This is a genomic window from Plantactinospora sp. GCM10030261, from assembly GCF_042666615.1.
GTDB lineage: Bacteria > Actinomycetota > Actinomycetes > Mycobacteriales > Micromonosporaceae > KBS50.
In genome coordinates this window covers 210,130-235,148 of sequence record NZ_JBHTDD010000007.1, presented here as the reverse complement: position 1 = coordinate 235,148, position 25,019 = coordinate 210,130, and the positions used below count along the sequence as shown (strand labels likewise).

Below are 25,019 nucleotides of genomic sequence, written 5' to 3'. Positions count from 1 at the left end.
CTCCGCGCACCGTCCCACCAGCGCTCCCCGAAAGGACGTCCCGATGCTCCCAGGAACCCGGCGCCGAGCAGCGGCGCTGGCCACCGCGCTGCTCCTGCTCACCACCACCGCGTGCGGCGACGACCCGGAGGAGTCGGACCTGTCCGGCAACCGGGCCGGCGCCATGGCCGGGTACGGCACCGGCGACCAGTTCAAAGCCACCGAACAGGTCAGCTTCTCGATCCTCTACAACAACCATTCCAGCTATCCGATCAAGGACGACTGGCTGTTCTGGACCGAACTCGGGAAGCGGACGAACGTCACGTTGGAACCGGTCGTCGTTCCGCTCAGCGACTACGAGCAGAAGCGCAGTCTGCTCATCGGTGCCGGCGACGCCCCGCTGATCATCCCCAAGACCTATCCCGACCAGGAGGACGTCTTCGTCTCCTCGGGAGCCATCCTTCCGGTCAGCGACTACCTCGACCTGATGCCCAACTTCAAGGACAAGATCTCGAAGTGGAAGCTCGAACCCGAGATCAACACACTCCGCCAGGACGACGGTAAATTCTACCTGCTGCCCGGGTTGCACGAGAAGCAGTGGCACGACTATTCGTTGGCGATCCGGACGGACATCCTCGAGCAGCTCAACCTCCAGGTCCCGAAGACCTGGGACGATCTCTACACGGTGCTCAAGGCGATGAAGGCGGCCCATCCCGACTCGTACCCGCTCTCCGAACGGTGGAGCAAGCCCAACCCGGCCGGCAACCTGTTGAACCTGCTCGCCGTCTCGCACGGCCTCGCCGGTGCCGGATGGGCCTACAAGCACGCGTCGTGGGACCCGGAGACGGAGAAGTTCACCTACACCGGGGCCACCGACAAGTGGAAGCAGGTCCTCCAGTACCTCAACAAGCTGGTGAAGGAGGGGCTGCTCGACCCGGAGAGCTTCACCCAGACCGACGACCAGGCGCGGCAGAAGCTTGCCAACGGCAGGTCCTTCGTCATCGGCAGCAACGCGCAGACCCTGGTCAACGACTACCGGCCGGATCTCGCGAAGACCATCCCGGCGGCGAAGCTGACGAAGATCCCGCTGCCGATCGGTCCGGCCGGCGAGATCAACCCGGCGCCCCGGCTGGAGAACGGCATCATGATCTCCAAGAAGGCCCGGGACAGCAAGAACTTCGTCGCGATGATGCAGTTCATCGACTGGCTGTGGTATTCCGACGCCGGGCAGGAGTTCGCGAAGTGGGGCGTCGAGGGCATCACCTACACGAAGGACTCGTCCGGTAAGCGGACCCTCACCCCCGACGTGAATGTCATCGGCCTCAACCCGAGCGGCAGCAAGCACCTGCAGAAGGACTTCGGTTTCTACAACGGTGTCTTCGCCTACGCCGGTAACACCGAACTGGTGCAGTCCTTCTTCTCTCCCGAGGAGCAGGAGTTCCAGAAGGTGATGAACGCCCGCAAGCCGCTGGCGGCGATCACGCCCCCGCCGTACCCGTTCACCGACGAGGAACGGGAGCAGGCATCGCTGTGGGAGACGCCGCTCAAGGACCACGTCGTCGCCTCCGCGCTGCAGTTCGCCCTCGGGCAACGCGACCTCGGCCAGTGGGACGCCTATCTGACCGAGTTGAAGGGCAAGAACATGGACCAGTACCTGGAGATGGTCAACAAGGCGTACGAGCGCTACCAGAAGGAACATGGCTGACCGCGCTCCGGCCGGGTCCGCCAGCCGGACCCGGCCGGTCCCGCCGGTGTCTGCCGCACGGCCGCCGCACCCGCGAGCCGGACGAGAGTTCGGTGACGGTCCCCTGTCCCGCGCGGCGGCGACGGTCCACGCCCTGCTGGTGGTGGAGCTGTCGCTGGTCATCGCCACCCTGCCCGGCCTGGTGCCGCTGCTCCTGCTGGACCGCGACGCCAGCAACATCCCGCTTGCGGTCGCCTGCGGCGTCCCGGTCGGTCCGGCGGTGTCCGCCGCGGTGTACGCGCTGCGCCACCAGCGGCCCGACCTGACCGATCTGCGGCCGGCCGCGCTGTTCTGGCGCGGCTACCGGGCGAACCTCGGCGGCGTGCTGTGCCTCTGGGTCCCGCTACTGCTCTGGCTTGCCGTGATCGCGGTGAACCTGACCAACCTCGGCGCCGCCGGCGTACCGGCGTGGTGGGGTGCGCTGCTGGTGGCCGTCGCGGTGGCGGCACTGGTCGCCGGCGGCAACGCCCTGGTGATCGCCTCGCTGTTCGCCTTCCGCACGCGGGACGTTGTCCGGCTGGCGGTCTATTTCCTGGTCCGAACCCCGGCGGTGGCGGCCGGCAACGCCTGCCTGTTGCTGCTCGCCGCCGGCATCGTCGTGGCCGCCTCGGAGGCGGTGCTCACCCTGCTGGGTTCGGTCCTCACCCTGGCGTTCCTCCGGATGTCCACGCCGATTGTCGACGCGATCGAGCGGGAGTTCACCCGATGACCCCGCCCGTCACCGGGTCCGACGGATCGATGGTGGAGGCCGACGAGGCATGGCATCCGGCATGGCTGCCGGGGGCGGCGTGGCGGGCCGTGGGGTCGCGGCGGGTGCTGGTCCGTGGAGCCGGTCCCGTCCTCGACACGGTGGCTGACGAGTTGACCCGGGCGGGTGCCGAGCATGGCGGCACGGTCCGCCGGTCGACCGACCGCCCCTCGCCGGAACCGGTCGACCTGGTCTTCGCACTCACGCCCGCCGAGCTGCCGGCCGTCCCCGGCCCGCTCGCCGCCCCCGGGCCGCTGCCCGCCGCCGCGGGCGCCGTCGCGGCCGACATCGAGCGGCGGTACGGGCCGGACGCGCTCGGCACCGAGGGTTTCGCGCTGGCCCGGCGCGACGGCGTCACGGTCGTGCTCGCCGACCGCCCGGCCGGCCTGCTGTACGGGCTGTTCGCCGTGGTCCGGCTCGGCGAGGCGGCGTTCGACCGGGACCGGGCGGCCGAGGCGCACCGCCCGGCGGCCGATCGGCGGATGCTGGACCACTGGGACAACGTGGCCGTGCATCCGGTGACGGGTCAGGTGGAGCGCGGGTACGCCGGTGGGTCGATCTTCTGGCGGGACGGTCGGGCCCGCCACGACCTGCCCCGGATCCGGGCGTACGGACGGTTGCTGGCCGCCTGCGGCGTCAACGCGGTCTCGGTGAACAACGTCAACGTCCACGCCACCGAGGCGCTGCTGCTCACCGACCGGCTCGGTGACGTGGCGGAGATCGCGGAAGCGCTGGCACCGTACGCGGTCCGGGTGCACCTGTCGGTCAGTTTCGCCACGCCGGTCGTCGTCGGCGGACTGCCGACCGCCGATCCGCTGGACGAACGGGTGCGAGCCTGGTGGACCGCGACCACCCGGCGGGTGTACGAGCGGATCCCCGACTTCGGTGGGTACGTGGTGAAGGCCGACTCGGAGGGGCAACCCGGCCCGTTCGCGTACGGTCGCAGCCAGGCCGACGGCGCGAACCTGTTGGCCGACGCGCTGGCGCCGACCGGCGGCGTGGTGCACTGGCGGGCATTCGTCTACAACCACCGGCAGGACTGGCGGGACCGCTCGACGGACCGGGCTCGGGCCGCCTTCGACCACTTCGCCCCCCTCGACGGCCAGTTCCGGGACAACGTGATCCTCCAGGTGAAACACGGGCCGATCGACTTCCAGCCCCGGGAACCGGTGTCACCGGTGATCGCCGCGATGCCGCGTACCCGGGTCGCGGTGGAGTTCCAGGTGACCCAGGAATACACCGGCCAGCAACGGCACGTCTGCTACCTGGCGCCCTGGTGGAGCGAGGTGCTGCGGTTCGCGCCGTGGGGACCGGACGGGCCGACCGTCGGCACCCTGGCCGCCGCCGGCGGTTATGGCGCTCCCCCACCCGCCGGTGGCGGCCTGGTGGGCGTGTCCAACGTCGGCGACGATCGGTTCTGGACGGGCCACCCCTTGGCCCAGGCCAACCTGTACGCGTTCGGCCGGCTGGCCTGGGACCCGGAGCTGGACCCGCGGACCATCCTGGACGAGTGGATCGGCCTGACCTTTCCCCCGGCGCGCGCCGGTGTCGACGAGGCGGTCGGCGACCAGGGGTCGGTCCGGCGGATCCTGCACACCGTCATGGACGACTCCTGGCGCGCCTACGAGCGGTACACCGCCCCGCTGGGCGCGGGTTTCATGGTCCGCCCCGGTGTTCACTACGGCCCGGACGTGGATGGCTACGAGTACACGCCGTGGGGGACCTACCACTTCGCCGACCGGGACGGTGTCGGGGTGGACCGCACCGGGGCCACGGGCACCGGGTTCACCGGCCAGTATCCGGCGCCGTGGGCGCAGGTGTACGAGTCGCTCGCGGACTGTCCCGACGAGCTGTTGCTGTTCTTCCACCATGTGCCCTACTCCCACGTGCTGCGCGACGGCTCCACGGTCATCCAGCACATCTACGACACCCACTTCGCCGGGGTGGACGAGGTGATCGCCATGCGGCACCAGTGGGTACGCCTCGCCGGGCTGGTCGACGATCGTGTGTACGCCCGGGTCACCGAACGCCTCGACGAGCAGCTCCGCAGCGCGCGGGAGTGGCGCGACCAGATCAACACGTACTTCTTCCGGAAGTCCGGGGTGCCGGACGCGCGGGGCCGGCGCATCTACTGACGCGGGTCAACTCGATGTGGCGGAGCTGGGGCGTCGGGCGTGACCCCCACCTTCGCCGGCATCGTCGATGACGATAAGCGGAAGTGGATCGTCCGGATCAGGTCGTACGCTCACCGCCTGCCGATCGAACTCAGGGGGAGACCATGGACATCCTGCTCATCGCCGGCCTGTGGCTGGACGGCTCGGCCTGGGACGAGGTGGTGGCGCCGCTCGAACGGCTGGGCCACCGCGCCACGCCGCTCACCCTCCCCGGTCAGGGCGACGGGTCCACCTCCGCCACGCTCGACGACCAGCTCGCCGCGGTGGTCGCCGCGGTCGACGCCGCCTCCGGTCCGGTCCTCGTGGTGGGTCACTCGGCCGCCGCCACACTGGCCTGGATGGCCGCCGACGCACGACCCGAGCGGGTGGCCCGGGTGGTGCTCGTCGGTGGTTTCCCGTCCGCCGACGGGGAGAAGTACGCCGCGTTCTTCGATCTCGTCGACGGGGTCATGCCGTTCCCCGGCTGGGGACCGTTCGAGGGGCCGGACTCGGCAGATCTCGACGAGGACGCTCGGCGGCGCATCGCGTCGGCGGCCATCCCGACGCCGGCGGGCGTCGCCCAGGGTGTGGTGGGGCTGACCGACGAGCGACGGTACGACGTGCCGGTCACGCTCGTCTGTCCCGAGTTCACCCCGGACCAGGTCCGCGAGTGGATCGCCGCCGGCGAGCTGGCGGAGTTGGCCAGGGCCAAGCACCTCGACCTCGTCGACATCGGCTCGGGGCACTGGCCGATGTTCACCCGGCCGGCCGAGCTGGCCCGGCTCCTCGGCGCGGCGGCCGACGCCTGACAATTGCCGCCATGGACATCGCCGCGCACGCCCGCTCGCTCGTCGAGCGGAACCTGTACCTGACCCTGGGCACGGTCGACGACGCCGGTCGGCCGTGGAGCACGCCGGTGTACTTCGCCCCCGAGGCCGACCGGGAGTTCCTGTGGGTGTCGGCCACCGACGCCGACCACTCCCGGCACCTCGCGCGGCGCCCGTGGGTGAGTCTCGTCGTCTTCGACTCCACCGTGCCGCCGTACCACGGCCGTGCGCTCTACGCGGTCGGGACGGCGGCGCAGGTGGCGGACGACGACCTCGACCGCGCCCTGGCGTCCTATCCCCGGCCCGCTCGGGACGGGGCCAGCGCCGTCGAGCGGGCCGATGTGACCGGCTCGGCGCCGTACCGTTTGTACCGGGCGACGGCGTCGGACCTGTGGGTGCTGTGCCCGCGGGAACCTCGGCAACCGTGCGAACTCCACGGCCGCGCCGCCGATCACCGGACCCGGGTGCCGGCCTGACGGCGTGACCGGAGCCCCGGCCGCCGTCGAGACCGGCCCGCGCAGACAGTCGCTAGGACGGCGTCCAGAACGGGTCGCGGCCGATGAACGCGACGAACCGGGTCCGCACGTCGGCGTCGTCGGGGGTGGGCACCCGGGGGCCGAACTGTCCCGATGAACGCAGCACCTCGTCCATCGGTTCCAGGTCGGTCAGCAGCTTGGCGCAGAAGTCGGCGTCGAGCCGATCGTCCTGTCCGGTGGCGCGGGCCAGGTCCCAGGTGTGCATGAACACGTCAGAGGTGTAGAACCGGTCGATGGCCTGGTCGACCGGCACCTCGCCGATGTGCCTGTCGGCAAGCGTCCGGTGTGCGGTCGACGGGTCGTCCAGCAGGGCCTGCACCGCGTCGCGCTGGGTCTGCCAGGCGGCGACGGGGTTGTCGTCGACGCTGGGCCCGCTCGGCAGCCCGACGTTGGCACCGGAGGAGAGGAAGCCGGGAAGCCACCCGACGAGATGACGTACGACGTCCCGGGCCGTCCAGCCGGCCACCGGCGCCGGGGCGTCCCAGTCCTTGGCCGCCCGGACGCGGTCGGTGAAGACGGCCGCGATCTGGCGGTGCCGCTCGGCGGGAGTGAGGTCAGCGAGGGCCATCGGTGAGCATCCTTTCGAGCTTGGCGTATCCGTCCTCCACGCCGGTCTCCATGCCGCTCCTCAGCCAGGCGTCCCGGCTGTCGAAGCTGTCCACCAGGGACTGCACCCGGAGCCTGGCACGGCCGTCGCCGAGGTCGTCGAACCGGAGTGTCTGCAGGGCCACCCCGTCCGGATCGCCCTCGAACGTGAACGTCTGGACGACGAGATCCGGCCGGATCTCGTGGAAACACCCACGGAAGCCGTACTCGACGCCGTCCCGGACGGACACGTACCGGAAGCTGCCGCCGGTCCGCGCGTCCCAGTGGTCGACGCGGGTGCGCATGCCGTTCGGGCCGACCCACCGGGCGAAGAGTTCCGGGTCGACGTGTGCCCGCCACACCTGCTCCGGGGTGGCCCGGAAATCGCGGGTGACGCGGATGACTGGAAGCTGGGGATCCGCCTCCACGGTGGTCATGACCGGTGCTCCTCGTCGTCGCTGTCGTCCATCGCGGCCAGTACTCCGTCGAGGCGCTGGTAGCGGTCTTCGGCCTGGCGTCGATACCGCTCGATCCACCCGTCCAGCAGGTCCAGCGCCTCGGCCTCCAGGTGCACCGGGCGGGGCTGCGAGCCGGCGGACCGACTCACCACCCCCGCGTCCTCGAGCACCCTCAGGTGTTTGTACACGGCCTGAAGGCTCATCCGGTACGGCTCGGCGAGTTGGTTGACCGTGGCGTCGGCGACGGAGAGTCTGGCCACGATGTCACGGCGCGTCGGATCGGCGAGGGCGGAGAAGACCTTGGACAGGGCGTCGATCGGCGGCATCCCCACCCCCGTTTCAACCGTTTGGTTTAAATCAAACTAGTCAGCGGTGACGGCCCCGTCAAGGATCAGCGGGCCCGAGCGCGGTAGAAAACGAACCGGCCGAACCACGCCGATCCACGGCCGGTCTCCGCCACGTCGGTCAGACCGGCACCGGTCATCGCCGTCAACACCCGCTCGGGACGGCTGGTCACCATCCGTGGATCGCGGTGCATCCGACCGATTCCCCGTCCGGACGGCGTGCCGTCGATGTCCACCACGTGCAGTTCGCCGCCGGACCGCAGCACCCGCGCGACCTCACCCAACGCACGGTCGCGCTCGTCCTCCGGGAGATGGTGCAACATGAACGCCGACAGCACCCGGTCGACGCTGTCGGCGTCCATCGGCAGCGCGCCGGCGAAAGCGCGCTCGTACCGGATCGTCAGTCCGGACCGGACCGCCTTCCGGCGGGCCCGGCGCAGCGCGCCCGGGTCAGGGTCGATGCCGGTCGCGTCGACGTCCGGTGTGCGACGGCCGAGCGCCCGCAGCAGGTTGCCGGTGCCGCAGCCGATCTCCAGGACCCGCTGGCCGGCACGGATGTCCGCGCGGTCCAGCAACTGCTCGTGCAGGCGCCCGACGCCGGCGAGCCGGCTGAACGGGTCGTACAGCGGCAGCAGCCAGCGCTTGCCCATGGGCGGCAGGTAGTGCTGTTCGTGGTCGAGGTGGGGCTGATGGGTCATGGCACTCTCCGACATCCGACAAAAGTTGGTCGTACTCTCAGCCTCATGCGAGGCGAAGGTGCGGACAATGGCGAATCTGTGGAAGGGATGCGACAAACTTCGGTTTGGGCGCCCCGCCCAGTCGGGGTGACCGGGCAGGGGGTCCCGGTCATCGGGTTCGAACACGCGCCCGGGACCGCACCGGTCGCGGTGGCCCGGGTCCGCGAGCGCCTGCCCGTGCTGGGCGCCGACGGCACGCACACGCACGAGTTTCTGGTGCTCTTCTACGTGCTACGGGGGCACGGAAGGCTGCTGATCGACGGCCGGACGTGGACTGTGACCCGCGGCGACCTGTTCGTCATCGCGCCGGGCCAGGTCCTCTCGTTCCACGACCCGCACGACAAGGTCGTCACGGACGGGTGGGCCGTGTGGTTCCCGGCCGACGTGGTGCGGCCCGGGACGTCCGGGGCCTACTCGTCGTGGCGTACGCACCCGTTGCTCTTTCCGTTCGCCCGTGGCACGGACCGGGCGCAACGGCTCCACGTCCCACCGGCCGACCGGGCCGAATGGACCGGACGCTTCACCGCGCTCGACGGCGAGCTACGGTCACGGCGCGACGGTCATCGGGAAGCCGCACTCGCCCACCTGACCCTGTTGCTCGTGGCCGCGGCCCGACTGTCGACCGGTGTCGCCGCCCAGTTTCGGTCCTCGGGAGAGCCGCTGCTCGCGGCTGTCTTCGACACCATCGAGCGCCGCTACCACGAGCCGCTGTCGCTGGCCGGTGTCGCCGCCGACCTCGGGCTCACCCCCGGTCACCTCACCACCGTGGTTCGCCGCAGGACCGGACGTACCGTGCAGCAGTGGATCGCGCAACGCCGCATGCGGCAGGCCCGCCTGCTGCTCGGCGAGACCGACCTGACGGTGGCGGCGATCAGCCGGCGGGTCGGCTATCCCGACGTCAGCTACTTCATCAAGCGATTCCGCGCCGATCACGGGATGACTCCGGCGCGGTGGCGGGACGCCACGCCATGACGTGGCGTCCCGCCACCTCATGACTCCGCCGTCCACGGGCGGAGCTTCTCCGGATTACGAACCGCCCAGATGTGCCTGACGCGGTCGCCCACGATGTCGAACGCCATCACCGAGATGACGGCACCGTCCCGCTCGGCCACCAGCCCAGGCTGGCCGTTGACCGTACGTTCCAGGATCGTCATGTCGGGCGCCAGTTCCACGATCTCGACGGCGTAGCGCGCGACGTCCACGGCGCCCTCGATCGGGCGACGCAGGCTGGCGACCAGGCCGCCACCATCGGCGGTCGCCGTGACGTCGGGATCGAGGATCCCGACGAGGGCGGCGATGTCCCTGGCCTCCCAGGCTTGCTTGAAGTCCCGGACGACACCGGCCCGCCGAGCGGACGGGGTCGCGGCGGAATGCGGGCCGCGAATCCGGTGGCGGGCCGACGAGGCGAGCTTGCGGCAGGCCGCCGGCGTACGGCCGACGATCTCGGCGACCTCGGTGAAGGGGTAGCGGAAGACGTCGTGCAGGACGAACGCGACGCGCTCCGCCGGAGTCATCGACTCCAGCACCACGAGGAAGGCCATGCTCACCGACTCGTCCAGGGTGATCCGATCCGCCGGATCCCCACCCGGCCACCCTCCACTCCACTCGGCGTGATCGGGCAGCGGTTCCGGGATCCAGTCGCCCACATAGCGCTCCCGCCGCACCCGGGCCGAGCCGAGCAGGTCGAGGCAGATCCGGCTAACGACCGTCGTCAGCCAGGCACCGGGTGCCTCGATGGCCGCACGCTGCTGCCGGGACATCGCGTACCAGCGGGTGTAGGACTCCTGCACGACATCCTCGGCGTCGGCCAGGGAGCCGAGCATCCGGTACGCCAGGTTGATCAACTGACGTCGTTCGCTCATGACCTCGGCCAGATCCGGGTCGCGTCGGCCGTCCCCCGGTTCGGATGGGGTGCTCATGATCGGCGGCTCCCTTTGTCGCGTTCCTCCCGCCGGTCCGACGAAACACCGGGGTCAACTGTGATGTCGGCAGGTCACCTCACAGTTCCCGGGGTCGCGTCGTCGAACTACTGACCCGGCTGAGAACGACAGAGGAGAGTTCACCATGTCCACGCCCGTGATCCCCGGCCAGGACGACATCCGGTCGCGCCTGCCCGACCCCATCGAGGTCCTTCCCGAGTTGGGACCGGTCGCCCAGGGGATGACCAAGGCCACGCTGAACGGCTCGATCCCGCGCACCACGATCGGTCTGGTGCAGCTGCGGGCCGGGCAACTCGTCGGCAGCACCTACCACACCGTTCGGCAGACCGAGAACCTGCGCAAGGCGGGAGAGACCGAGGAGCGGATCACCGCCGTCGCGTCCTGGCGGGACGCCCCGTACTTTACCGGCGCGGAGCGCATCGCGTTGGAACTCCTGGAGGCCGTCCTCACCCCGAATCCGTCCGGGGAACGGGTCCCCGACGAGTTGTTCGACAGGGCGTCGGCCCACTACGACGACCGGGCCCTGTGGACGCTCACCGTGACGATCGGCCAGATCTGTTTCTTCATCCCCGTCGCGCTCATCGCCAAGCCGATCCCCGGCATGCCCCTCGGCAAGAACTACCGCAGGTAGCTGTCCCGTCGACCGGGGTGGGACGGTCACGCGCTCACCCCGGTTTCCTCAACCCCGACCACACCCGCCGCCGGTTGCGTGGGCTAGAGCAGCGCAAAGGCCGCAGTCGGGTCGCCTAACGAACCTGCCCTCGGGTGACTGTGGGTGTCTCCGTCCACCAGGCCCGGTACACACCGGAACCCGCGAACGTTTATGGACACCGCGCTAGCGGTCCGGCTCCGCCCGCAGCGCCGCCGCGATGTCGGCCGCGCCCCGCAACGCGTCCGTGGCCCGTTCGACTTCGTCCCCGATCAATGTGACGCGGTCGATGCGAGCCAGCAGGTCCGCCGCGGTGGCCGGTTCCCGCAGGGCCATTGCCATCTCGGCGCGATAGGCCAGCAACTCCACCAGCACCACCGGGTCGTCACCGGCCTCGGGACGGGCCAGCGCGGTGTCGAGGATCCGGGCGGCCTGCCGGTGATCGCCCTTGGAGTCGCCCAGCACCACCGCGTTCGCCAGGGCCGCGGCCAGTCTGCCGGTCGGCGCGGCCGGTGACGCCGGAGCGGTGGCCGATGACTGAACGATCCGGATCCAGTTGCCGCCCGGGTCGATGACGCTGAAGCCGGTCAACCCGTCATAGTTCTTTCGCGGTCGGGGCCGGGTCATGCGTGGCGTACCGGAGATCAGCACCTTGCCGTACGCGGCCCGCATGCCCGCCGCGAACGCCCGGTACAGCTCCCCCGGGTCCGACGTCAGCACCAGGCAGGACCCGTAGGACTGGCGCGGATCGAACTCAGGCATCCCGAAGAAGTGCAGGTCCAGGTCCGCCCGCCGCAACGCCGCGTACGGATTGGGTTTCCGCTGCCGATACGTGATCTGGAAGCCGAGAACCTCGTAGAAGGCGACGATGTCGTCGATGGACGCGCAGGGCAGCAGGGGAATGGTCCGCTCGTTGGCCATGGCTCCTTCGTAGTCATGCGCCACGCACGGTCGCACATGGAAATAGCCGATCGTCGTCGCGGGTTACCCGATCGGCCACACGGCGGCAGTAGCCGATAACCGACAGTTCGGGCGCCCGATCGGCTGTCCGACAGCCAGGACCGGCTCGGCCACCTACCGTCCGACGGGTGGCTGAGTTCGGTGCCGTGGTCCGGCACCATCGGATCGCCGCCGGGCTGAGTCAGCGGGCCGTGGCGGTCCGCGCCGGGCTCAGCGAGCGGGCCGTACGGGACATCGAGCGCGGCGGCACGACGCGGCCGCGGCCACACTCGATCCGCTTGCTGGCCGGTGCCCTCGGGCTGGACGGCGACGCGCTCGGCGCCTTCCTCGTCGCCGCCCACGCCGATGGACGGCCGGATCGGCCGGCGGTACTGGCGGCGGCGCCGACCGGGTTCGTCGGTCGCCGCGACGAGTTGCGGGCCCTGCTCGACCTCGCCGCCGGCGGACGGCACCGGATGATCACCGTGCTGGGCCCCGCCGGCGTGGGCAAGTCCCGCCTGGTCGCGGAGTTGGTCCCGGGACTGCGGCGCGGCGGGTACGACGTTCGCACGTTGGATCTGTCCGCGGTGACCGACCACCGCCTGGTGGCCGAGCGAATCGCCGAGGTGGTCGACGGCGGCACAACCCGGGGGTCGGCCATCGAGCAGATCCGCATCCAGGTGGGCAGTCGCCGCCTGATCCTGGTGCTCGACGCCATGGAGCGGTTGGTCGCGGCGGTGCCGGCGTTGGCCACGTTACTGCGGCACTGCGCCGGACTGACCATCCTCGTGACCAGTCAGCGTCGGCTCAACGCCCAGGGCGAGCGGCTGTTCCCGCTGGGACCGCTGCCGCCGGACGACGCGGCTGCGCTGTTCCGGCAGCGAGCCACGGCGGTCGCGCCCAGCGCCGCCGTCGCCCTGGATCGAGCCGTGGTGCTGCGCATCTGCGCCGCGGTGGACCACCTGCCACTGGCCGTGGAACTCGCCGCCGCCCGGACCCACCTGTTCAGCGGGGACGAGCTGCTCGACCGACTGAAGCGTCCGCTGGACGTTCTCACCGGCGGCGCGGCCGACCTGCCCGCGCACCACCGCTCGCTGCGGGACGCCATCACCACCACCCTGGCGTCGACCGGCACCCGTGCCCAGGACGTGTTCGCCTGGCTGGCAGCCAGCGTGGGTGGCATCCGGGCCGATGATCTGGATCGGCTACTGCGGCGGCTCACCGCCCACGTCGACGAGGCGCTGGACGCGCTCGGTGAGCTGGTGGACGCCGGCCTGGTGCGGGTTCGACGCGACGGATCGGTGACCCGATACGTGATGGCCAACGCCGTCGCGGAGGTGGCCCGGGAGCGGTTGGCCAGCCGCGCCGACCGGCTCCGCGCCGAGGGTGCGGTCGCCGGCATCTACCTTGATCGGCTCCGCGCGGTGACCGCACCCGATGGTGGTCCTCCGGACAGCGGCCCGGCGAGGCCGGTGACAACGGCGTTCCTGGACCGTGCCGCGTGCGCGGCGCTCGACGCGGACGCCGACACCGTGCGGGCCGCCCTCTTCTGGGCCGCTCGGCACATGCCCGCGGCTGTGGACCAGCCCACCGTCGAGGCCGTGTACCGGTACTGCGAAGAGCGGGGCCGCTTCGTCGAGGGCCGGCGCACGCTGGTCGCCCTCGCGGACGCCGAAGTGGCCGGGGCCGCGTGGGCGCTGGCCGCGGCTGGAACGATGAGCCGGTTGCTGCACGACCCCGATGGCGCACGGGACCTGCTCCACCGCGGCCGTCGCGTGCTGCGCGCCGGTGACCACATCGCAGGCGCCGCGCTGGAGATGCTCGAGGGCAGCCTCGCGAGCGAGAGCGACGACCTGCTGGGCGCGGCCAGGCACATGGAGCGGGCCCGCGACCTCGCGGTCATGGGGAACGACTGGCGGACCGCGGGCCGGGCGCTGCACAACCTGGGTGCCGTGGCCGAGCTGACCGGTGACCTCGGCCGTGCCGAGGAGTTCTACCGGCAGGCGCTGGTCGCGCGACGGCGGGCCGGTGCCCGGGACAACGACCTGGGAATCACGCTCATGAACCTGGGTGGCGTCGCGCTGAGCCTGCGCGACTGGGCCATGGCGGCCGCCCATGCCGCCGAGGCGGCCGAACGGTTCGGGCAGGGCGGGCATCCCCGATTCCAGGCGCTGTCGTTGTCCACGGTGGCGATCGCCGAACTGGCCGGCGGCGCCCACACCGAGGACCGATCGGGTGCCGGCGCTGTCACCAGCCCCCGTCGAGGCAGCCGCCCCGATCGCCCGTCAGACGGCCGCCCTTTCACCGACGCGTCGCTGGCCGGCGCCCGGCGCGCCATCGACGCGGCCCTCGGACTACTCGACGCGTTCGGCGACGAAACCCCGCACCGCGGCCTCGTCGAGGCGCGCGCCAGCATCGTCCGGCACGCCTGCGGCGACCTGACGGGCGTGGACGACCAGCTGCGACGTGGGCTCGAGGCGATGACGCACGGCCTTCCGCCGTACGAGATCCCGGCCGTCCTGGATGCCCACGCCGCGCTGGCCCTGCGAGCCGATCCGGTCGCCGCCGCTCGTCTGCTGGGCCTGGCGGACGCCGTACGGCGCGGGCAGCCACACCCGCATCCCGCCCTGCTGTACGAACGGGACGAGGTGGACACGCGCTGCCGGGCGCTGCTGGGGGCCGTCGCGGCCGAGCGGGAGTACGCGCACGGTGCGGCCCGAGTGGCGCACGGCGTACCGCGGGCCGCCGCGGCCCTGCTCGCCGACGCCGTGCGCGCGGCGACCAGGTGAGCCGCTGCGGTTCAGCACCGCCCGGCGCAGACCTCGGTTCGACGTGGCCTGGGCGCCGGTGCGGCTGCCACACGGGATGCCGGATAGGCGTTCCGCACCGCGGCGACCGCCCACCGCATCCGGTCGAGCGCGGCGCCCGGGTGGTCGCCGTACTCCTGGGCGACCAACGCCGCGCATCCGGCCAGCCGATGCCGCAGCAGGCTGTGCGCGACCGCCCGGCGGACCTGGTACGCGGTAGGTCGCTCGGACGGTTGCACCGCGGAGACGAACAACGCCTCTGCCCGCGCGCAGGTCACCCTGGAAAGGGTCATCACGTTCCTCCTGGTGTCGAACCCTCCCGCCCGCCGGCGGGCGCGACCACTGGTAATACGTCTCCGCCCTTCCATGGATGCGCGGGCGACCGAATTTTGGCGTCCACAGATCAGTGCCCCGTCGAGCAGAACCGTATGGGCGTGCAGGACGTACCGGCGTGTCGCTGTGGCACACTCGCCGGGGGTCGGGGTCAGCCGGACCGGCGGCGACCGACTAAATACCCGGCGACCAGCGCGACCCCGATGCCGACCACGGTGGGCGAGGCAGCCCTCGTTCTCAGGCGCGCGAGTCCCTGTCTCGGGCCGGCGACGGTGGCCGCCGCGCCCCCGAACGTTCCGATCACCACGTCAGCGAGCCGCCCCTTGAGCATGGCCACTCCTCCGTCGGTCGAGTTGTGCCGGGCAGCCGGACGGGTTCGGCCGGACGGCGTCGTGCCCACTGCCCGCCCGGCTACCCGGCCGCAAACCCGGCAAACGGCGGCGACCAGCGGCTGTCGACGGCACCGCGGTCCCCGGAGACAGCCGTCGCCCGCGCTGTCCGCGCCGAGGGCGCGTCTCCGTGTCCGGCGCGCCAGGTGGAAGCGCTACCATCCACGAATCGCGCTAGACGAACTCGGCGGGATAGACCTCGGTCCGGGCGATCGCCGCGTCCCGCTCGCCGGCCAGCGCGGTGCGCCGTTCGTCGGCCAGGAACGCGTCGTACCCGGCTCGCGAGGCGAACTCGATCAGCTGGACCTCGGTGGGAGCGCCGTCCGTGCCGCCGGTGCGGGCCCGCCGCACCACCCGACCGCCATGCTCGCCGAGCAGCGCCAGCACCTTGTCCTCGTACGCGATAAGTGCCTCGGCGGCGCCCGGACGCGCCCACAGCAGCACACACAACTGGACCGTCACCCGTGTGATCCTAGTTCCCGGTGAGATCACGCGGCGCGGGCGACGGCGACGCGCTGGCGTTCGCCGCCGGAGAGCCGACCCGGGTACGCGTTCGCGTGCCGGGTGATGCCAAGCGTGTCCACCAGTCGGGTGGCGTGTTCGCCCGCCGCGCGGCCGAGGGTGCCGGCCAGTCGCGCGGGGAGCAGCACGTTGTCCAGCACGGTCAGGTCGTCGAGCAGGTTGAAGAACTGGAAGACCAGGCCGACGTGCGCCCGCCGGAAGCGGGCCGAAGCGGCCTCACCGAGGCTCTCCACCCGGGCACCGGCGACGGTCACCGGGTGGTCCAGGAAGCGTTGACGAACATGGTGCGGCACGCGCCCGGCGCCGCCGCCACGGTCCTCGTCGAATACTCCCCGGAGGTCTTGCGGATAGGGGTCCGCAACACCGAACCGGACGCCCCGGCCACCACCGGCGGAACGGGCGGGCGAGGGCTGATCGGCCTGCGGGAACGACTCGCCGTGTACGGCGGGACGCTGCACGCCGAGGCCCGGCCCGGCTCCGGTTACCGGGTCGAGGCCCTGATCCCCTTGGCGGCGCTGTGACGGTGCGGGTGGTGGTCGCCGACGACCAGGCGCTGGTTCGTACCGGCTTCCGCATGATCCTCACGGCCGGCGGGGTGGACGTGGTGGCCGAGGCCGCGACCGGCGCGGAGGCGGTCGACGCGGTCCGACGCACCCGCCCCGACGTCGTGCTCATGGACGTGCGCATGCCCGAACTCGACCCACGTGGCCCGGATCCTCGCCAAACTCGATCTCCGCGACCGGGTGCAGGCCGTGGTGGTCGTGTACGAGACGGGCCTGGTCAGCCCCGGTCCGACCGAGGAGGGCTGACCGGGAGCCGCGACCCGGCGCCGGCAACGGCCGCGATGGCGGCGTGTGGCCGATAAGGTCCCTCGCTGGGCCGTTGCAGTCGCTCGTCGCCCGATGAAGGCGAGGTCGTCGGCGTGGACCTGCTGCGTGGTGCCGAGCAGCTCGATATAGCGCTCCGCGACGGACGCGTACGCCTGCCGGACCTGCTCCCTGTGCACCGCGCGACTGTATCCGGCCAAACGTCACCGTCGTTCGGCGATGCCCAGGTCCGCGTGCCGCACCGACCGCAGCCGGACCAGTCGCGCCGCGGCGGTCGCCAGCCCGGCCACCGCGGCGACCGCGAGCGTGATCGTCAACGGCGCCGGGAAATAGGTCATCTGCGCCCAGGTCACGGACCGACCATTCATCAGGATCGACGCCCACTGCGGGTACGCGGCCAGCAGCGCCACCGGCACCAGCGTCCCCACCATCCGCAGCATGGTCCGCCACCAAGCCCGGCGGGCACGGCGGCGGGCCCAACGACCGGATCGGAGCACGCCGAGAATCCCCAGCCCGACGGCAGTCAGGGCCACCAGTGCCAGGACCAACTCCATCGTCTGCCGTCCCCCGCCCGGCACGGCCGGCTGATTGCCGTCGGTCAGCGAGACCAGGCCCAGCAGGACGTCGTAGGTGTCGTCGTGCAGCGAGGCGCTGTTGGTCAGGACCGCGAAACCGAAGCCGGTGGCCGGATCCACCGCCTGCACGGCCGTGTAGGTAAACAGGTTGCCCGAGTGCACCAGCAGCGTCCGGCCCTCCACGGGCTCCTCGCCCCAACCCATCGCGTAGCCGGTTTCGGATGCCGGCGTGTGGAGCGCCGCCAAACTGCCAGGCGTCACCACTCGCGGACCATGCCCCGTCTGACTGATCAACCATCGACCCATGTCCGACGCCGTGGTGACGAGCCCACCGGACCCACCACGGAAGCCCGGAAGCTCGGCCCGGGACACCCAGGCACCGTAGAGGGAGACAAACCCGTCCGAGGGCCGCACCACCCGGTCTCCGACGGCGCTGGTGCCCATGCCGAGCGGCTCGAACACCCGGTCCTGTACGGCGTCGGCGAAGGGCCGGCCATCGACCACCTCGACCAGCCGGGCGGCGACATCGTAGTTGACGTTGCAGTACTCCCAGCGGACTCCGGGCTCACCGGCCAACCCGCCGGGTCGAAGGGCGGCCAGGTAACCAGTGAGACTGGTGGCACGTTGCGTCGCGCCGATGTCGACCGTCCGGTCCGACAGGCCCGACGTCTGGTTCAACAACTGACGTACGGTGATCCGGCCCGCGCGCGGATCAGCCATGCGGAACTCCGGCAGGTACGTGGCGACCGGCTGGTCCAGGTCCACCCGGCCCTCGTCGACGAGGGTCATGACCGTGGCCGCGGTGAACGACTTGCTCACCGACGCCACCCGCATCGGGGTGTCGGCGGTGACGGACCGCCCGGACGCGTCATGGCCGAGCCCGGTGGCGTGGACGATCCGGTCGTCGTGGGTCACCACCACGGACATCCCCGGCAGGCCGGTCGAGTCGAGAGCCTCTCGCAGGTAGTCGTCGATAGCCGAGACGGTGGGTGTGGCGGCCGGTTCCCCGGCCCGCGCGGGCCCCGGACAAGCGATGACCAGGGATAACGCGACAGCCGCCAGAAGAGTTGTTTTCCGCATGGACCGAACCTATGGATCACCCGCCGGGGAAGCGTCTGGCGATCGTCGCAACCTGTCCCTGTCGAAAGTCGGGCCGCCGTGCTCTCCGACGGTTGGGAGGATGCCACCGGAACGATCCACTGCGGTAGATTTGCGACAGCGAAGGAGGTGGCCGCCGCCGTGATCCCGCTGCTGGTGCTGTTCGGCCTGTTACTCGGACGCTGGTGGCGGTCGACGCTCATCACCGCCGCTGTGGCATGGCCGGTCCTGCTGGTCGCGGGCGGCGTGGCGAGTGTCGAGCCGGGGTTGCTCGGCGCCGCCGGCCTCGCCGCGGTCAACACCGGCGTCGGCGTGTTGATTCACCAGGGCATCCTGCGACTGACGCGGACGTTCCGGCATTCATGACGGCCTACCGCGACTGATGGGTTCCGGCCGGGTGATCCGGAGCGAGGGAGACGGCAGCGTCCGGGCGAATCGCGGTCACAGGTCCTTGGCCATGTTGCGACCGGTCTCGGTGAAACCCAACTGCTCGTAGAGGGCCCGGGCGCCGGTGTTGTGGGCGAAGACGTGCAGGCCGATCCTCAGCAGCGCGTTGTCGCGGCACCAGCGTTCGGCCGCCAGCATGATCGCGCGGCCGTAGCCCTGGCGGCGAAGGTCGGGTTCGACGGCGACGTTGTAGACGAACGCCGTGCCGTGAGTGACCTTGACCCAGAGGAAACCGACCCGGCGGTCGCCGTCGTAGGCATTCCAGAAATGATGATCAGGCGTGGCGGACTCGTCGGGAAGCAACTGCGCGTAGGTATCGGCGGCAATGCGAGCCGCGTCCTGTGCCGACCGGCCCGACGCGGCGACACTCCGCGCGTAGTGCGCCTCGGCCTTGGCCCGCCACGGCTGGTACTCATCCGCGGTCATCGGTTCCAGCCGTACGTCAGTCATGGCCGACAAACCTATCGAGTCCGGAAGCCACGCCTGGGGGCGGGCGGCGGGTAGGTCAGGCGGCGGTGGCGGGCTTCCTGGTGGGCTCCGCCGAGGTGGGGTCGGCCGACGTGATGTCGCGGGTCGGGCGGCGGGTCAGGACCTGAGGGCCGGCTTCGGTGATGGCGACCGTGTGCTCGGAGTGGGCGGTGCGGGAGCCGTCGGCGGAGCGGATCGTCCAGCCGTCGGGATCGACCCGGATCTTGTCGGTGGAGCGGCAGAACCAGGGTTCGATGGCGATGGTGAGGCCGGGATCGAGTTTCAGGCCGCGGCGGGGGCGGCCGCTGTTGGCCACGTGCGGCGCCTCGTGCATGGTGCGGCCGATGCCGTGGCCGCCGAATTCGCCGTTGACGCCGTACCCGTAGGAGCCGGCGACCTGGCCGATGGCGGCGGAGACGTCACCCAGCCGGCCGCCGGGCTGAGCGGCGGCGATGGCGGCCTCCAACGCGACCTCGGTGGCTTCGATGAGCCTGAGGTCGGCGGGGTCGGGGGTGCCGACGACGACGGAGAGCGCGGAGTCGGCGGCCCAGCCGTCGATGCTGACCGCCATGTCGATGCTGAGCAGGTCGCCGTCGCGCAGCACGTAGTCGTGCGGCAGGCCGTGCAGCACCGCGTCGTTGACCGACAGGCAGAGCACGTTGCGGAACGGGCCGCGGCCGAACGACGGGGCATAGTCCCAGTAGCAGGACTCGGCCCCGCGTTCGGTGATCCGGCGGCGGGCGTGGTGCTCGATGTCCATCAGGTTGACGCCGACAGCGGCGACACCGCTCAGCTCGGCGAGCAGCTCGCCGACGAACGTGCCGGTCACCGCCATCCGGCCGATCTCCTCGGCGGACTTGAATTCGATCATGACAGCTTCCCCTCCCCGTACTCGGTATTTTTATACCATGACAGGCTGGGACGCGCCGGAGGGATATCCTGCGGGGCATGGTTCGCCAACCACTCACCGCCCAACAGATCGCCGCCGGCCAGCGCCTCGGAGCCGCCCTCCGGACCGCGCGGGCCGGTCGCGGCCTCGTCGAGGTGGCCCTGGCCGCCGGCATCTCCCCCGAGACGCTGCGCAAGATCGAGGCGGGCCGCCTTCCCGCACCGGCGTTCGGCACCGTGGTCTGCCTCAGCCAGGCCCTCGACGTGCCGCTCAGCGACCTGGCCGACGTCTGGCTGGCCGACACACCCGCCCGCCAGGCCTCCTAGAGAATTGGGCACGTCATGACCGATGCCGATGTGCCGTTGTCCGCGACGCCCCGGACCCGGTTGCGCCGCATGAAGGAGAAGGGGCACAGCAACCGGAGCGCCCTGTTCGACGTGCTCCGGGCCAGCTTCGTCTGCCACCTCGGCGTCCTCGTGGAGGGTTGCCCGATGGTGGTGCCGACCGTCTACGGATTCGACGAACAGCACCTTTACCTGCACGGTTCGGTGGCCAGCAGAAGTCTCACCACCGCAGCGGAGGTCTGCGTCACGGTAACCGTCGTCGACGGCATGGTCCTGGCTCGCTCTGTTTTCGAACACGGGATCAACTACCGCAGCGCGATGGTCTACGGCATGCCGCGGTGGGTGACCGACATGGAGGAGAAGCTGCACGGCCTGCGGGTGCTCACCGAACACGTCGCACCGGGCCAGTGGACCTACGCCCGGCAGCCGAACCGCAAGGAACTGGCGGCCACGGCCCTGCTGGCGCTCCCGCTCACCGAGGCGTCGGTCAAGACGCGCAGCGGTCCGCCGGATGACGGCGACAGCCCCGACGCCGCACGTGGCCACTGGGCCGGAGAGCTTCCCCTGGCCGCGCGGTGGCAGCAGCCGCTGGCCGATCCCGCGCTGCCCGCAGGCGTACCCGTGCCGGCGCACGTGGCCGCCCGGGCCGGCACCCGCGTCGACCGGCCCTGATCATCGCGGCCGGGGCCACCGGCGGTGACGGCGTCCCACGGCGGTCACCAGGCCAACTCGGCGAGGGGCAGCCGGGGCTGGGTGGCCGCGTGGGCCGCCGCCACCGCCAGCGCCCGAGGCACACCGGCACAGTCGGTGACGATCTTCTGCGCCGCCTCGCGTTCGGCGGTGAGGCGGTGCGCGCCCAACCGGATCCGGAGTAGCTCCCACGCCTCGTCGGCGGTGAGTTCGTCCACCACGACCGGGTGCGCGGCCTCGCCGGCGATCAGGCTGGTGAGACGGTCCCGGCTGGTCACCACGACCATGCAGCCCGGAGCCCCGGGCAGCAGCGGTCGTACCTGGTCGGCGTCCCGCGCGTCGTCGAGCATGAGGAGCATCCGGCGACCGGCGAGGGCGCTGCGGTACAGTCCGGCCCGCGCGGCGAGACCACTCGGGACGACACCGGGCACGTCGAGAGCCTCGATGAGACAGCCAAGCGCCTCCGAGGGTGTCACCGCCGGCTTCGCCGGGTCGCTACCGCGCAGGTGGACGTGCAGCACTCCGTCGGCGAACCGGACCGCCCTCCGGTGTGCCCAGTGCAGTGCCAGCGCCGTCTTGCCGATTCCGGGCCGTCCGGACAGGACGGACACCACGACGGTGGACATCCGTCGAGGTCCGCGGTCGAGCAACCGATCGAGTTGGGTGAGCTGCGCGGCGCGACCGATGAAGCCGGGAATGTCCAGCGGCAGTTGCATGGGGCGGATCCGGGCCGATGGCGCCGGGTGGGCGGGTAGGCCGAGGACGTCACGTAGTAGCCGGACGGTTGCCGGCCGTGGCTGGGTCACCCGTGCCGACTCCAGGTTGCGGATGCTCCGGACGCTCAGCCCGGTGCGGTCGGCCAGCTCTTCCTGGGTGAGGTTGGCCCGCTGCCGAGCCGTGACGATGTCATCACCCAGTGTATCCGGATAGCGGATCACCGTAGTCGTCTCCGTACAGGTTCCGGCTGATTCGTGCCGGCGAACCACCGGAGCCGAGGCCACTGGGTGGCAGTCAGCAGCGAGATTGCCGGTGATCTGCCGGTGTAATTCCTGTTAGCTCGATCAGATTATGTCCACAGTGGCTCTACTGCCATTGATGGCGATAATCAGCCAAGCCCACTCTTCCGTCGCACCGAGACCGGCGTCAGCCCAGCTCCGGCGCTCAGGTCAACCCGGCCAGGAGGACAGAAATGCGGAAATACGTCAGCGATACCGCCGAACTCACCGAGGAATACGGCATACAGATCGGTCGCTGGAAGCAGTACCGCGATCTCGGCCGACTGCCTTTCGACGCCATGTGGTGTGTGATCCCGCCCGGCGGCAGCAGCACCGAGGACGTGCACCCCGAGGTCGAGTTCGCCGTGGTCACCCGCGGCACGGCCATCTACCAGGCGGGTGGGGAGAAGGTCGAGGTGCTGACCGGCGGCGTGATCCTGCTCGATCCCGAGCAGCGCCATGTCATCCACAATCCCTCACCGGAACAGCCACTCACGATCCTGAGCATCTACTGGATGCCGCGCACGAACAGCGTCGAGGCGCCGGATACCGGCGACGGGGTCGACAATGGCTGACGACCCGAGGCTTACCGTCCCGGGCGCCGGCACGGCGCTCCTGGTGACACCGCCGCCGACACCGAACGGGCCGCTGCACCTCGGCCACCTGTCGGGTCCGTACGTCGCCGGCGACATCGCGGCTCGCGCGCTGCGCGCCGGCGGCCGCCGGGTGCTGACCCAGTGCGGCCTGGACGCCCACCAGAACTATGTGCTCGCGCGGGCGGAGGCGGGCGGGGAAACCGCCGCGGACACCGTCAGCCGCTACGGGGCGTTGATCGGCAAGGCCCTGCACGCGGCACGCATCCGGTACGACATCATGGTCGACCCGCTGGCTGACCCGCGCTACCGCGACGACGTGGCCGGTCTGCTGACCGAACTGGTCGAGGTGAAGGCCGTCGAGGTGGCCCCGGTGACGCTGGGGGCGTGCGCCGCCTGTCATCGGGTCCTGCACCACGTCCGGGTCGTCGGGCGCTGCCCGGCCTGCGGAGCCGGTGCCGCCGGTGGCACCTGCGAGGGGTGTGGCGGTTTCTGCACCGCCACGAACCTGGTTGGCGCGCTGTCGACCTGCTGCTCTGTGGCCCCCGAGCCGGTCACGCATTCGGTTCCGGTGCTTCGGTTGGCGGAGCACCGGGATCGGCTGGCCGGGTTCTGGTCCCGGACGGTGCTGCCGCCACGGCTGCGCCAGCTCGTCGGGTCGTGCCTCGCTGGTGGGCTGCCTGAGGTGCCACTCGCCTACCCGTCCGACTGGGGCATCGAATGGGACGACGACCTGCGGATCGACGTGTGGGCCGAGATGGCCCTGGCCAACCTGCTCCTGCCCGCCCGCCACCTGCGTTCGGACGCGGCCGCCCTGGACGGGTACCTCGACGCGTGGCGGGACGTCGACGAGCAGTGGATCTTCCTCGGTGTCGACAACGCCTTCTACTACGCGATTCTCATTCCGGCACTGCACCTGGCCGCCGGGCTGCCCGACCGGCCGACCGGGCTGGTGGTCAACGAGTTCTACCGACTCACCGGTGCGAAGTTCTCCACCAGTCGGGACCACGCCATCTGGGCACACGAGTTCCTGTCCACCGAGGATCCGGCCGTGGTCCGGGCGTTCGTCAGCTGGGACCGACCGGACAGGTACGAGTCCGACTTCCGGCCGGAGGCGTACGAGGCGTTCAAGGCGCGGTACGCCACCGTCCTCGACGGGACCGCTCCCGGTTTCGACGGTGTGTTGGCGGACATCGAGCTGACGCGGGGCGAGCAGGCGTTGCGGCTGGAGCAGTTCGACCCCGCCACGGCGGTTCGCGCCGCGCTCGCCGCGTTCCGCAGCCGGCCCGAACGAGCGGCCGGGCTGCTGGGTCTCATCGGTGGCAGCATCCCGGCGGGCTCCGGTGGCTGAGCCGCGGGTGCTCATCGTCGGCGCGGGCGTGAGCGGGGTTCTCCTGGCTCGACGGCTGCGGGACGTCGGCGCCGACGCGGTGCTGATCGGCACGGAGGGCGGCGGGCCGGCGGGCCGGTACGTCGACGCCACCGCCGCCTCCGGTGGGTTGGTACGGGCTTTCGAACCCGAACCGGCCGCCCGGGCGCTGGCCGCCGCCAGCCTTGACGAGTTGCTGGCCGACCCGTCCCTCGCGGCGGACGTGGGTTGGCGACGGACCGGTTCGCTCTATGTGCTCGATCCGGACGACGCCGGGGCCGCTACCGCGACGACCGGTGGGGGCGGGGCCGGAACCGCGACGACCGGCGGGGCCGACGCCAACGGGCTCGCGGCCGCCGGCGTGGAGATGGTGGCCGGGCCGGAGATCGCGCGTCGGTTCGGCTTCGACCACCTTCCGGAACGTGCGGTGGCCGTCTGGGAACGGCGGGCCGGATACCTCGTCCCGGACCTGCTGCGTCGTGCCGTCCTCCGTGGCCTGGACCGGACCGAGGCCACACCGGTGGCCCGGCTCGACGACGGCGCGGTCGTCCTGCGCGACGGCCGCCGGCTCACCGGTGACCTCGTCGTCGTGGCCGCCGGGGCGTGGACGCCCGGTCTGCTGCGCGCCGCCGGGTTACCGACCACGCTACGCACCAAACACGTCCAGTACGCCCACTACGCCACCGACCGGCCCGACCTGCCGTGCTTCGTGGACGCCACAAGTGGCCTCTATGGTCGGCCGGCCGGTCCCGGACGCCTGCTGCTCGGGCTGCCCAGCGATCGCTGGGACGTCGACCCGCCGGGCCCCGAGCCCGACGCCGAACTGGCGGCACGCGTCCTGGTGACCACCGGTCAGCGGTTCCCGGGCCGGAACCTTCGACCGGTTGGCCCGCCGGTCAGCGCCGCCGACTGCTACAGCGAACCCGCCGGCCTGGCGTTGCGAGGCGTCGCCGGCACCGTGCTCACCTTCACCGGGGGCAGCGGCGGCGCCGCCAAGACCGTGCTGGCCGCCAGCCGGCTCGCCGCCACCGCCC

27 protein-coding genes and 2 pseudogenes are annotated in these 25,019 nt (G+C 71.3%); 16 read left to right on the top strand and 13 right to left on the bottom strand.

Going from position 1 to position 25,019, the window contains the following annotated elements:
- The first annotated feature begins 43 nt into the window (after positions 1-43).
- The 5 genes from ACFQUZ_RS11535 (at position 44) to ACFQUZ_RS11515 (ending at position 5,927) form a co-directional block, all read left to right on the top strand.
- Entirely contained in the window at positions 44-1,684 is a 1,641-nt protein-coding gene (locus ACFQUZ_RS11535; protein ID WP_377441071.1) for an extracellular solute-binding protein, read from the top strand.
- Positions 1,677-2,432: a DUF624 domain-containing protein gene (locus tag ACFQUZ_RS11530; RefSeq protein ID WP_377441069.1), complete on the top strand. Its 756-nt coding sequence runs from the start codon at positions 1,677-1,679 to the stop codon at positions 2,430-2,432. Before ACFQUZ_RS11535 ends, ACFQUZ_RS11530 begins: the two co-directional genes overlap by 8 nt.
- Positions 2,429-4,606 carry an alpha-glucuronidase gene (locus ACFQUZ_RS11525; protein ID WP_377441068.1) on the top strand — a complete coding sequence of 726 codons (2,178 nt, stop codon included), beginning with the start codon at positions 2,429-2,431 and terminating at the stop codon, positions 4,604-4,606. The genes ACFQUZ_RS11530 and ACFQUZ_RS11525 overlap by 4 nt, the downstream gene beginning before the upstream one ends.
- Positions 4,607-4,749: 143 nt before the next feature.
- Complete coding sequence (locus ACFQUZ_RS11520) at positions 4,750-5,433, top strand: alpha/beta fold hydrolase (protein WP_377441066.1); 684 nt, start codon at positions 4,750-4,752, stop codon at positions 5,431-5,433.
- Between the two features lie 11 nt (positions 5,434-5,444).
- On the top strand, positions 5,445-5,927 hold the full coding sequence (locus tag ACFQUZ_RS11515; protein ID WP_377441064.1) for a pyridoxamine 5'-phosphate oxidase family protein: 483 nt from the start codon (positions 5,445-5,447) through the stop codon (positions 5,925-5,927).
- A gap of 52 nt (positions 5,928-5,979) precedes the next feature.
- Here the strand turns inward: ACFQUZ_RS11515 and ACFQUZ_RS11510 are convergent, their stop codons facing one another.
- From ACFQUZ_RS11510 to ACFQUZ_RS11495, 4 genes are all read right to left on the bottom strand, one after another.
- Positions 5,980-6,555 (bottom strand): TIGR03086 family metal-binding protein, encoded by a 576-nt coding sequence (locus ACFQUZ_RS11510; protein WP_377441062.1) that lies wholly within the window; start codon positions 6,553-6,555, stop codon positions 5,980-5,982.
- Positions 6,542-7,009 carry an SRPBCC domain-containing protein gene (locus ACFQUZ_RS11505; protein ID WP_377441060.1) on the bottom strand — a complete coding sequence of 156 codons (468 nt, stop codon included), beginning with the start codon at positions 7,007-7,009 and terminating at the stop codon, positions 6,542-6,544. Before ACFQUZ_RS11505 ends, ACFQUZ_RS11510 begins: the two co-directional genes overlap by 14 nt.
- Complete coding sequence (locus ACFQUZ_RS11500) at positions 7,006-7,356, bottom strand: ArsR/SmtB family transcription factor (protein WP_377441058.1); 351 nt, start codon at positions 7,354-7,356, stop codon at positions 7,006-7,008. The genes ACFQUZ_RS11505 and ACFQUZ_RS11500 overlap by 4 nt, the downstream gene beginning before the upstream one ends.
- 65 nt (positions 7,357-7,421) lie before the next feature.
- Positions 7,422-8,072: a class I SAM-dependent methyltransferase gene (locus tag ACFQUZ_RS11495; protein WP_377441056.1), complete on the bottom strand. Its 651-nt coding sequence runs from the start codon at positions 8,070-8,072 to the stop codon at positions 7,422-7,424.
- 87 nt (positions 8,073-8,159) lie between these two features.
- On the opposite strand from ACFQUZ_RS11495, the gene ACFQUZ_RS11490 reads away from it, so the two are divergent.
- The gene (locus ACFQUZ_RS11490) at positions 8,160-9,083 is read left to right on the top strand and encodes a helix-turn-helix domain-containing protein (protein ID WP_377441055.1); all 924 of its coding nucleotides are present in this window, start codon (positions 8,160-8,162) and stop codon (positions 9,081-9,083) included.
- A 17-nt stretch (positions 9,084-9,100) separates the two neighbouring features.
- On the opposite strand, the gene sigJ is transcribed toward ACFQUZ_RS11490, so the two are convergent.
- A complete protein-coding gene (sigJ, locus tag ACFQUZ_RS11485) occupies positions 9,101-10,030 on the bottom strand; it encodes an RNA polymerase sigma factor SigJ (protein ID WP_377441054.1) in 930 nt (309 codons plus the stop codon).
- 145 nt (positions 10,031-10,175) lie between these two features.
- Here sigJ and ACFQUZ_RS11480 point away from each other — a divergent pair, with 145 nt between their 5' ends.
- Complete coding sequence (locus tag ACFQUZ_RS11480) at positions 10,176-10,682, top strand: carboxymuconolactone decarboxylase family protein (RefSeq protein WP_377441053.1); 507 nt, start codon at positions 10,176-10,178, stop codon at positions 10,680-10,682.
- Between the two features lie 204 nt (positions 10,683-10,886).
- Here ACFQUZ_RS11480 and ACFQUZ_RS11475 read toward each other — a convergent pair whose 3' ends face one another.
- The gene (locus tag ACFQUZ_RS11475) at positions 10,887-11,621 is read right to left on the bottom strand and encodes a VOC family protein (protein ID WP_377441052.1); all 735 of its coding nucleotides are present in this window, start codon (positions 11,619-11,621) and stop codon (positions 10,887-10,889) included.
- 167 nt (positions 11,622-11,788) lie between these two features.
- On the opposite strand from ACFQUZ_RS11475, the gene ACFQUZ_RS11470 reads away from it, so the two are divergent.
- Entirely contained in the window at positions 11,789-14,428 is a 2,640-nt protein-coding gene (locus tag ACFQUZ_RS11470) for an ATP-binding protein (protein ID WP_377441050.1), read from the top strand.
- An 11-nt stretch (positions 14,429-14,439) separates the two neighbouring features.
- On the opposite strand, the gene ACFQUZ_RS11465 is transcribed toward ACFQUZ_RS11470, so the two are convergent.
- The 3 genes from ACFQUZ_RS11465 to ACFQUZ_RS11455 form a co-directional block, all read right to left on the bottom strand.
- Entirely contained in the window at positions 14,440-14,739 is a 300-nt protein-coding gene (locus tag ACFQUZ_RS11465) for a hypothetical protein (RefSeq protein ID WP_377441048.1), read from the bottom strand.
- A 603-nt stretch (positions 14,740-15,342) separates the two neighbouring features.
- Positions 15,343-15,630, bottom strand: coding sequence for a hypothetical protein (locus ACFQUZ_RS11460; RefSeq protein WP_377441046.1), 288 nt, complete (start codon positions 15,628-15,630; stop codon positions 15,343-15,345).
- A gap of 26 nt (positions 15,631-15,656) precedes the next feature.
- Entirely contained in the window at positions 15,657-15,944 is a 288-nt protein-coding gene (locus ACFQUZ_RS11455) for an ATP-binding cassette domain-containing protein (protein WP_377441044.1), read from the bottom strand.
- A 3-nt stretch (positions 15,945-15,947) separates the two neighbouring features.
- On the opposite strand from ACFQUZ_RS11455, the gene ACFQUZ_RS11450 reads away from it, so the two are divergent.
- A complete protein-coding gene (locus ACFQUZ_RS11450) occupies positions 15,948-16,211 on the top strand; it encodes an ATP-binding protein (RefSeq protein WP_377441042.1) in 264 nt (87 codons plus the stop codon).
- A gap of 53 nt (positions 16,212-16,264) precedes the next feature.
- Positions 16,265-16,390 (top strand): annotated as a pseudogene (locus tag ACFQUZ_RS11445) (response regulator); the annotation flags it as partial.
- A 330-nt stretch (positions 16,391-16,720) separates the two neighbouring features.
- Here the strand turns inward: ACFQUZ_RS11445 and ACFQUZ_RS11440 are convergent.
- Positions 16,721-18,172, bottom strand: coding sequence for a serine hydrolase domain-containing protein (locus tag ACFQUZ_RS11440; protein WP_377441040.1), 1,452 nt, complete (start codon positions 18,170-18,172; stop codon positions 16,721-16,723).
- A 147-nt stretch (positions 18,173-18,319) separates the two neighbouring features.
- Between ACFQUZ_RS11440 and ACFQUZ_RS11435 the strand changes: the two genes are divergently transcribed.
- Positions 18,320-18,556 carry a hypothetical protein gene (locus ACFQUZ_RS11435; protein WP_377441038.1) on the top strand — a complete coding sequence of 79 codons (237 nt, stop codon included), beginning with the start codon at positions 18,320-18,322 and terminating at the stop codon, positions 18,554-18,556.
- A gap of 75 nt (positions 18,557-18,631) precedes the next feature.
- On the opposite strand, the gene ACFQUZ_RS11430 is transcribed toward ACFQUZ_RS11435, so the two are convergent.
- Positions 18,632-19,087: a GNAT family N-acetyltransferase gene (locus tag ACFQUZ_RS11430; protein ID WP_377441036.1), complete on the bottom strand. Its 456-nt coding sequence runs from the start codon at positions 19,085-19,087 to the stop codon at positions 18,632-18,634.
- A gap of 55 nt (positions 19,088-19,142) precedes the next feature.
- Positions 19,143-19,976: a type I methionyl aminopeptidase gene (gene map, locus ACFQUZ_RS11425; RefSeq protein ID WP_377441034.1), complete on the bottom strand. Its 834-nt coding sequence runs from the start codon at positions 19,974-19,976 to the stop codon at positions 19,143-19,145.
- Positions 19,977-20,053: 77 nt separating this feature from the next.
- Between map and ACFQUZ_RS11420 the strand changes: the two genes are divergently transcribed.
- Complete coding sequence (locus ACFQUZ_RS11420) at positions 20,054-20,320, top strand: helix-turn-helix domain-containing protein (protein WP_377441032.1); 267 nt, start codon at positions 20,054-20,056, stop codon at positions 20,318-20,320.
- 15 nt (positions 20,321-20,335) lie between these two features.
- Positions 20,336-21,010 (top strand): pyridoxamine 5'-phosphate oxidase family protein, encoded by a 675-nt coding sequence (locus tag ACFQUZ_RS11415; RefSeq protein WP_377441030.1) that lies wholly within the window; start codon positions 20,336-20,338, stop codon positions 21,008-21,010.
- 44 nt (positions 21,011-21,054) lie between these two features.
- Here ACFQUZ_RS11415 and ACFQUZ_RS11410 read toward each other — a convergent pair whose 3' ends face one another.
- Entirely contained in the window at positions 21,055-21,966 is a 912-nt protein-coding gene (locus ACFQUZ_RS11410; RefSeq protein ID WP_377441028.1) for an NB-ARC domain-containing protein, read from the bottom strand.
- A 251-nt stretch (positions 21,967-22,217) separates the two neighbouring features.
- Between ACFQUZ_RS11410 and ACFQUZ_RS11405 the strand changes: the two genes are divergently transcribed.
- The 3 genes and pseudogenes from ACFQUZ_RS11405 to ACFQUZ_RS11395 all read left to right on the top strand — a co-directional run.
- The gene (locus tag ACFQUZ_RS11405; RefSeq protein ID WP_377441027.1) at positions 22,218-22,598 is read left to right on the top strand and encodes a cupin domain-containing protein; all 381 of its coding nucleotides are present in this window, start codon (positions 22,218-22,220) and stop codon (positions 22,596-22,598) included.
- Positions 22,591-23,967: a class I tRNA ligase family protein gene (locus tag ACFQUZ_RS11400; RefSeq protein WP_377441025.1), complete on the top strand. Its 1,377-nt coding sequence runs from the start codon at positions 22,591-22,593 to the stop codon at positions 23,965-23,967. The genes ACFQUZ_RS11405 and ACFQUZ_RS11400 overlap by 8 nt, the downstream gene beginning before the upstream one ends.
- A pseudogene (locus ACFQUZ_RS11395) lies at positions 23,936-25,000 on the top strand (NAD(P)/FAD-dependent oxidoreductase); the annotation flags it as partial. The gene ACFQUZ_RS11400 and the pseudogene ACFQUZ_RS11395, both read left to right, overlap by 32 nt.
- Positions 25,001-25,019 lie beyond the last annotated feature (19 nt).

Bases quoted from the DNA above. Each gene is read 5' to 3' on its own strand.
- ACFQUZ_RS11535 (WP_377441071.1), top strand. From the start codon at position 44: ATGCTCCCAGGAACCCGGCGCCGAGCAGCGGCGCTGGCCACCGCGCTG.
- ACFQUZ_RS11530 (WP_377441069.1), top strand. From the start codon at position 1,677: ATGGCTGACCGCGCTCCGGCCGGGTCCGCCAGCCGGACCCGGCCGGTC.
- ACFQUZ_RS11525 (WP_377441068.1), top strand. From the start codon at position 2,429: ATGACCCCGCCCGTCACCGGGTCCGACGGATCGATGGTGGAGGCCGAC.
- ACFQUZ_RS11520 (WP_377441066.1), top strand. From the start codon at position 4,750: ATGGACATCCTGCTCATCGCCGGCCTGTGGCTGGACGGCTCGGCCTGG.
- ACFQUZ_RS11515 (WP_377441064.1), top strand. From the start codon at position 5,445: ATGGACATCGCCGCGCACGCCCGCTCGCTCGTCGAGCGGAACCTGTAC.
- ACFQUZ_RS11510 (WP_377441062.1), bottom strand. From the start codon at position 6,555: ATGGCCCTCGCTGACCTCACTCCCGCCGAGCGGCACCGCCAGATCGCG.
- ACFQUZ_RS11505 (WP_377441060.1), bottom strand. From the start codon at position 7,009: ATGACCACCGTGGAGGCGGATCCCCAGCTTCCAGTCATCCGCGTCACC.
- ACFQUZ_RS11500 (WP_377441058.1), bottom strand. From the start codon at position 7,356: ATGCCGCCGATCGACGCCCTGTCCAAGGTCTTCTCCGCCCTCGCCGAT.
- ACFQUZ_RS11495 (WP_377441056.1), bottom strand. From the start codon at position 8,072: ATGACCCATCAGCCCCACCTCGACCACGAACAGCACTACCTGCCGCCC.
- ACFQUZ_RS11490 (WP_377441055.1), top strand. From the start codon at position 8,160: ATGCGACAAACTTCGGTTTGGGCGCCCCGCCCAGTCGGGGTGACCGGG.
- sigJ (WP_377441054.1), bottom strand. From the start codon at position 10,030: ATGAGCACCCCATCCGAACCGGGGGACGGCCGACGCGACCCGGATCTG.
- ACFQUZ_RS11480 (WP_377441053.1), top strand. From the start codon at position 10,176: ATGTCCACGCCCGTGATCCCCGGCCAGGACGACATCCGGTCGCGCCTG.
- ACFQUZ_RS11475 (WP_377441052.1), bottom strand. From the start codon at position 11,621: ATGGCCAACGAGCGGACCATTCCCCTGCTGCCCTGCGCGTCCATCGAC.
- ACFQUZ_RS11465 (WP_377441048.1), bottom strand. From the start codon at position 14,739: ATGACCCTTTCCAGGGTGACCTGCGCGCGGGCAGAGGCGTTGTTCGTC.
- ACFQUZ_RS11440 (WP_377441040.1), bottom strand. From the start codon at position 18,172: ATGCGGAAAACAACTCTTCTGGCGGCTGTCGCGTTATCCCTGGTCATC.
- ACFQUZ_RS11430 (WP_377441036.1), bottom strand. From the start codon at position 19,087: ATGACTGACGTACGGCTGGAACCGATGACCGCGGATGAGTACCAGCCG.
- map (WP_377441034.1), bottom strand. From the start codon at position 19,976: ATGATCGAATTCAAGTCCGCCGAGGAGATCGGCCGGATGGCGGTGACC.
- ACFQUZ_RS11420 (WP_377441032.1), top strand. From the start codon at position 20,054: ATGGTTCGCCAACCACTCACCGCCCAACAGATCGCCGCCGGCCAGCGC.
- ACFQUZ_RS11415 (WP_377441030.1), top strand. From the start codon at position 20,336: ATGACCGATGCCGATGTGCCGTTGTCCGCGACGCCCCGGACCCGGTTG.
- ACFQUZ_RS11405 (WP_377441027.1), top strand. From the start codon at position 22,218: ATGCGGAAATACGTCAGCGATACCGCCGAACTCACCGAGGAATACGGC.
- ACFQUZ_RS11400 (WP_377441025.1), top strand. From the start codon at position 22,591: ATGGCTGACGACCCGAGGCTTACCGTCCCGGGCGCCGGCACGGCGCTC.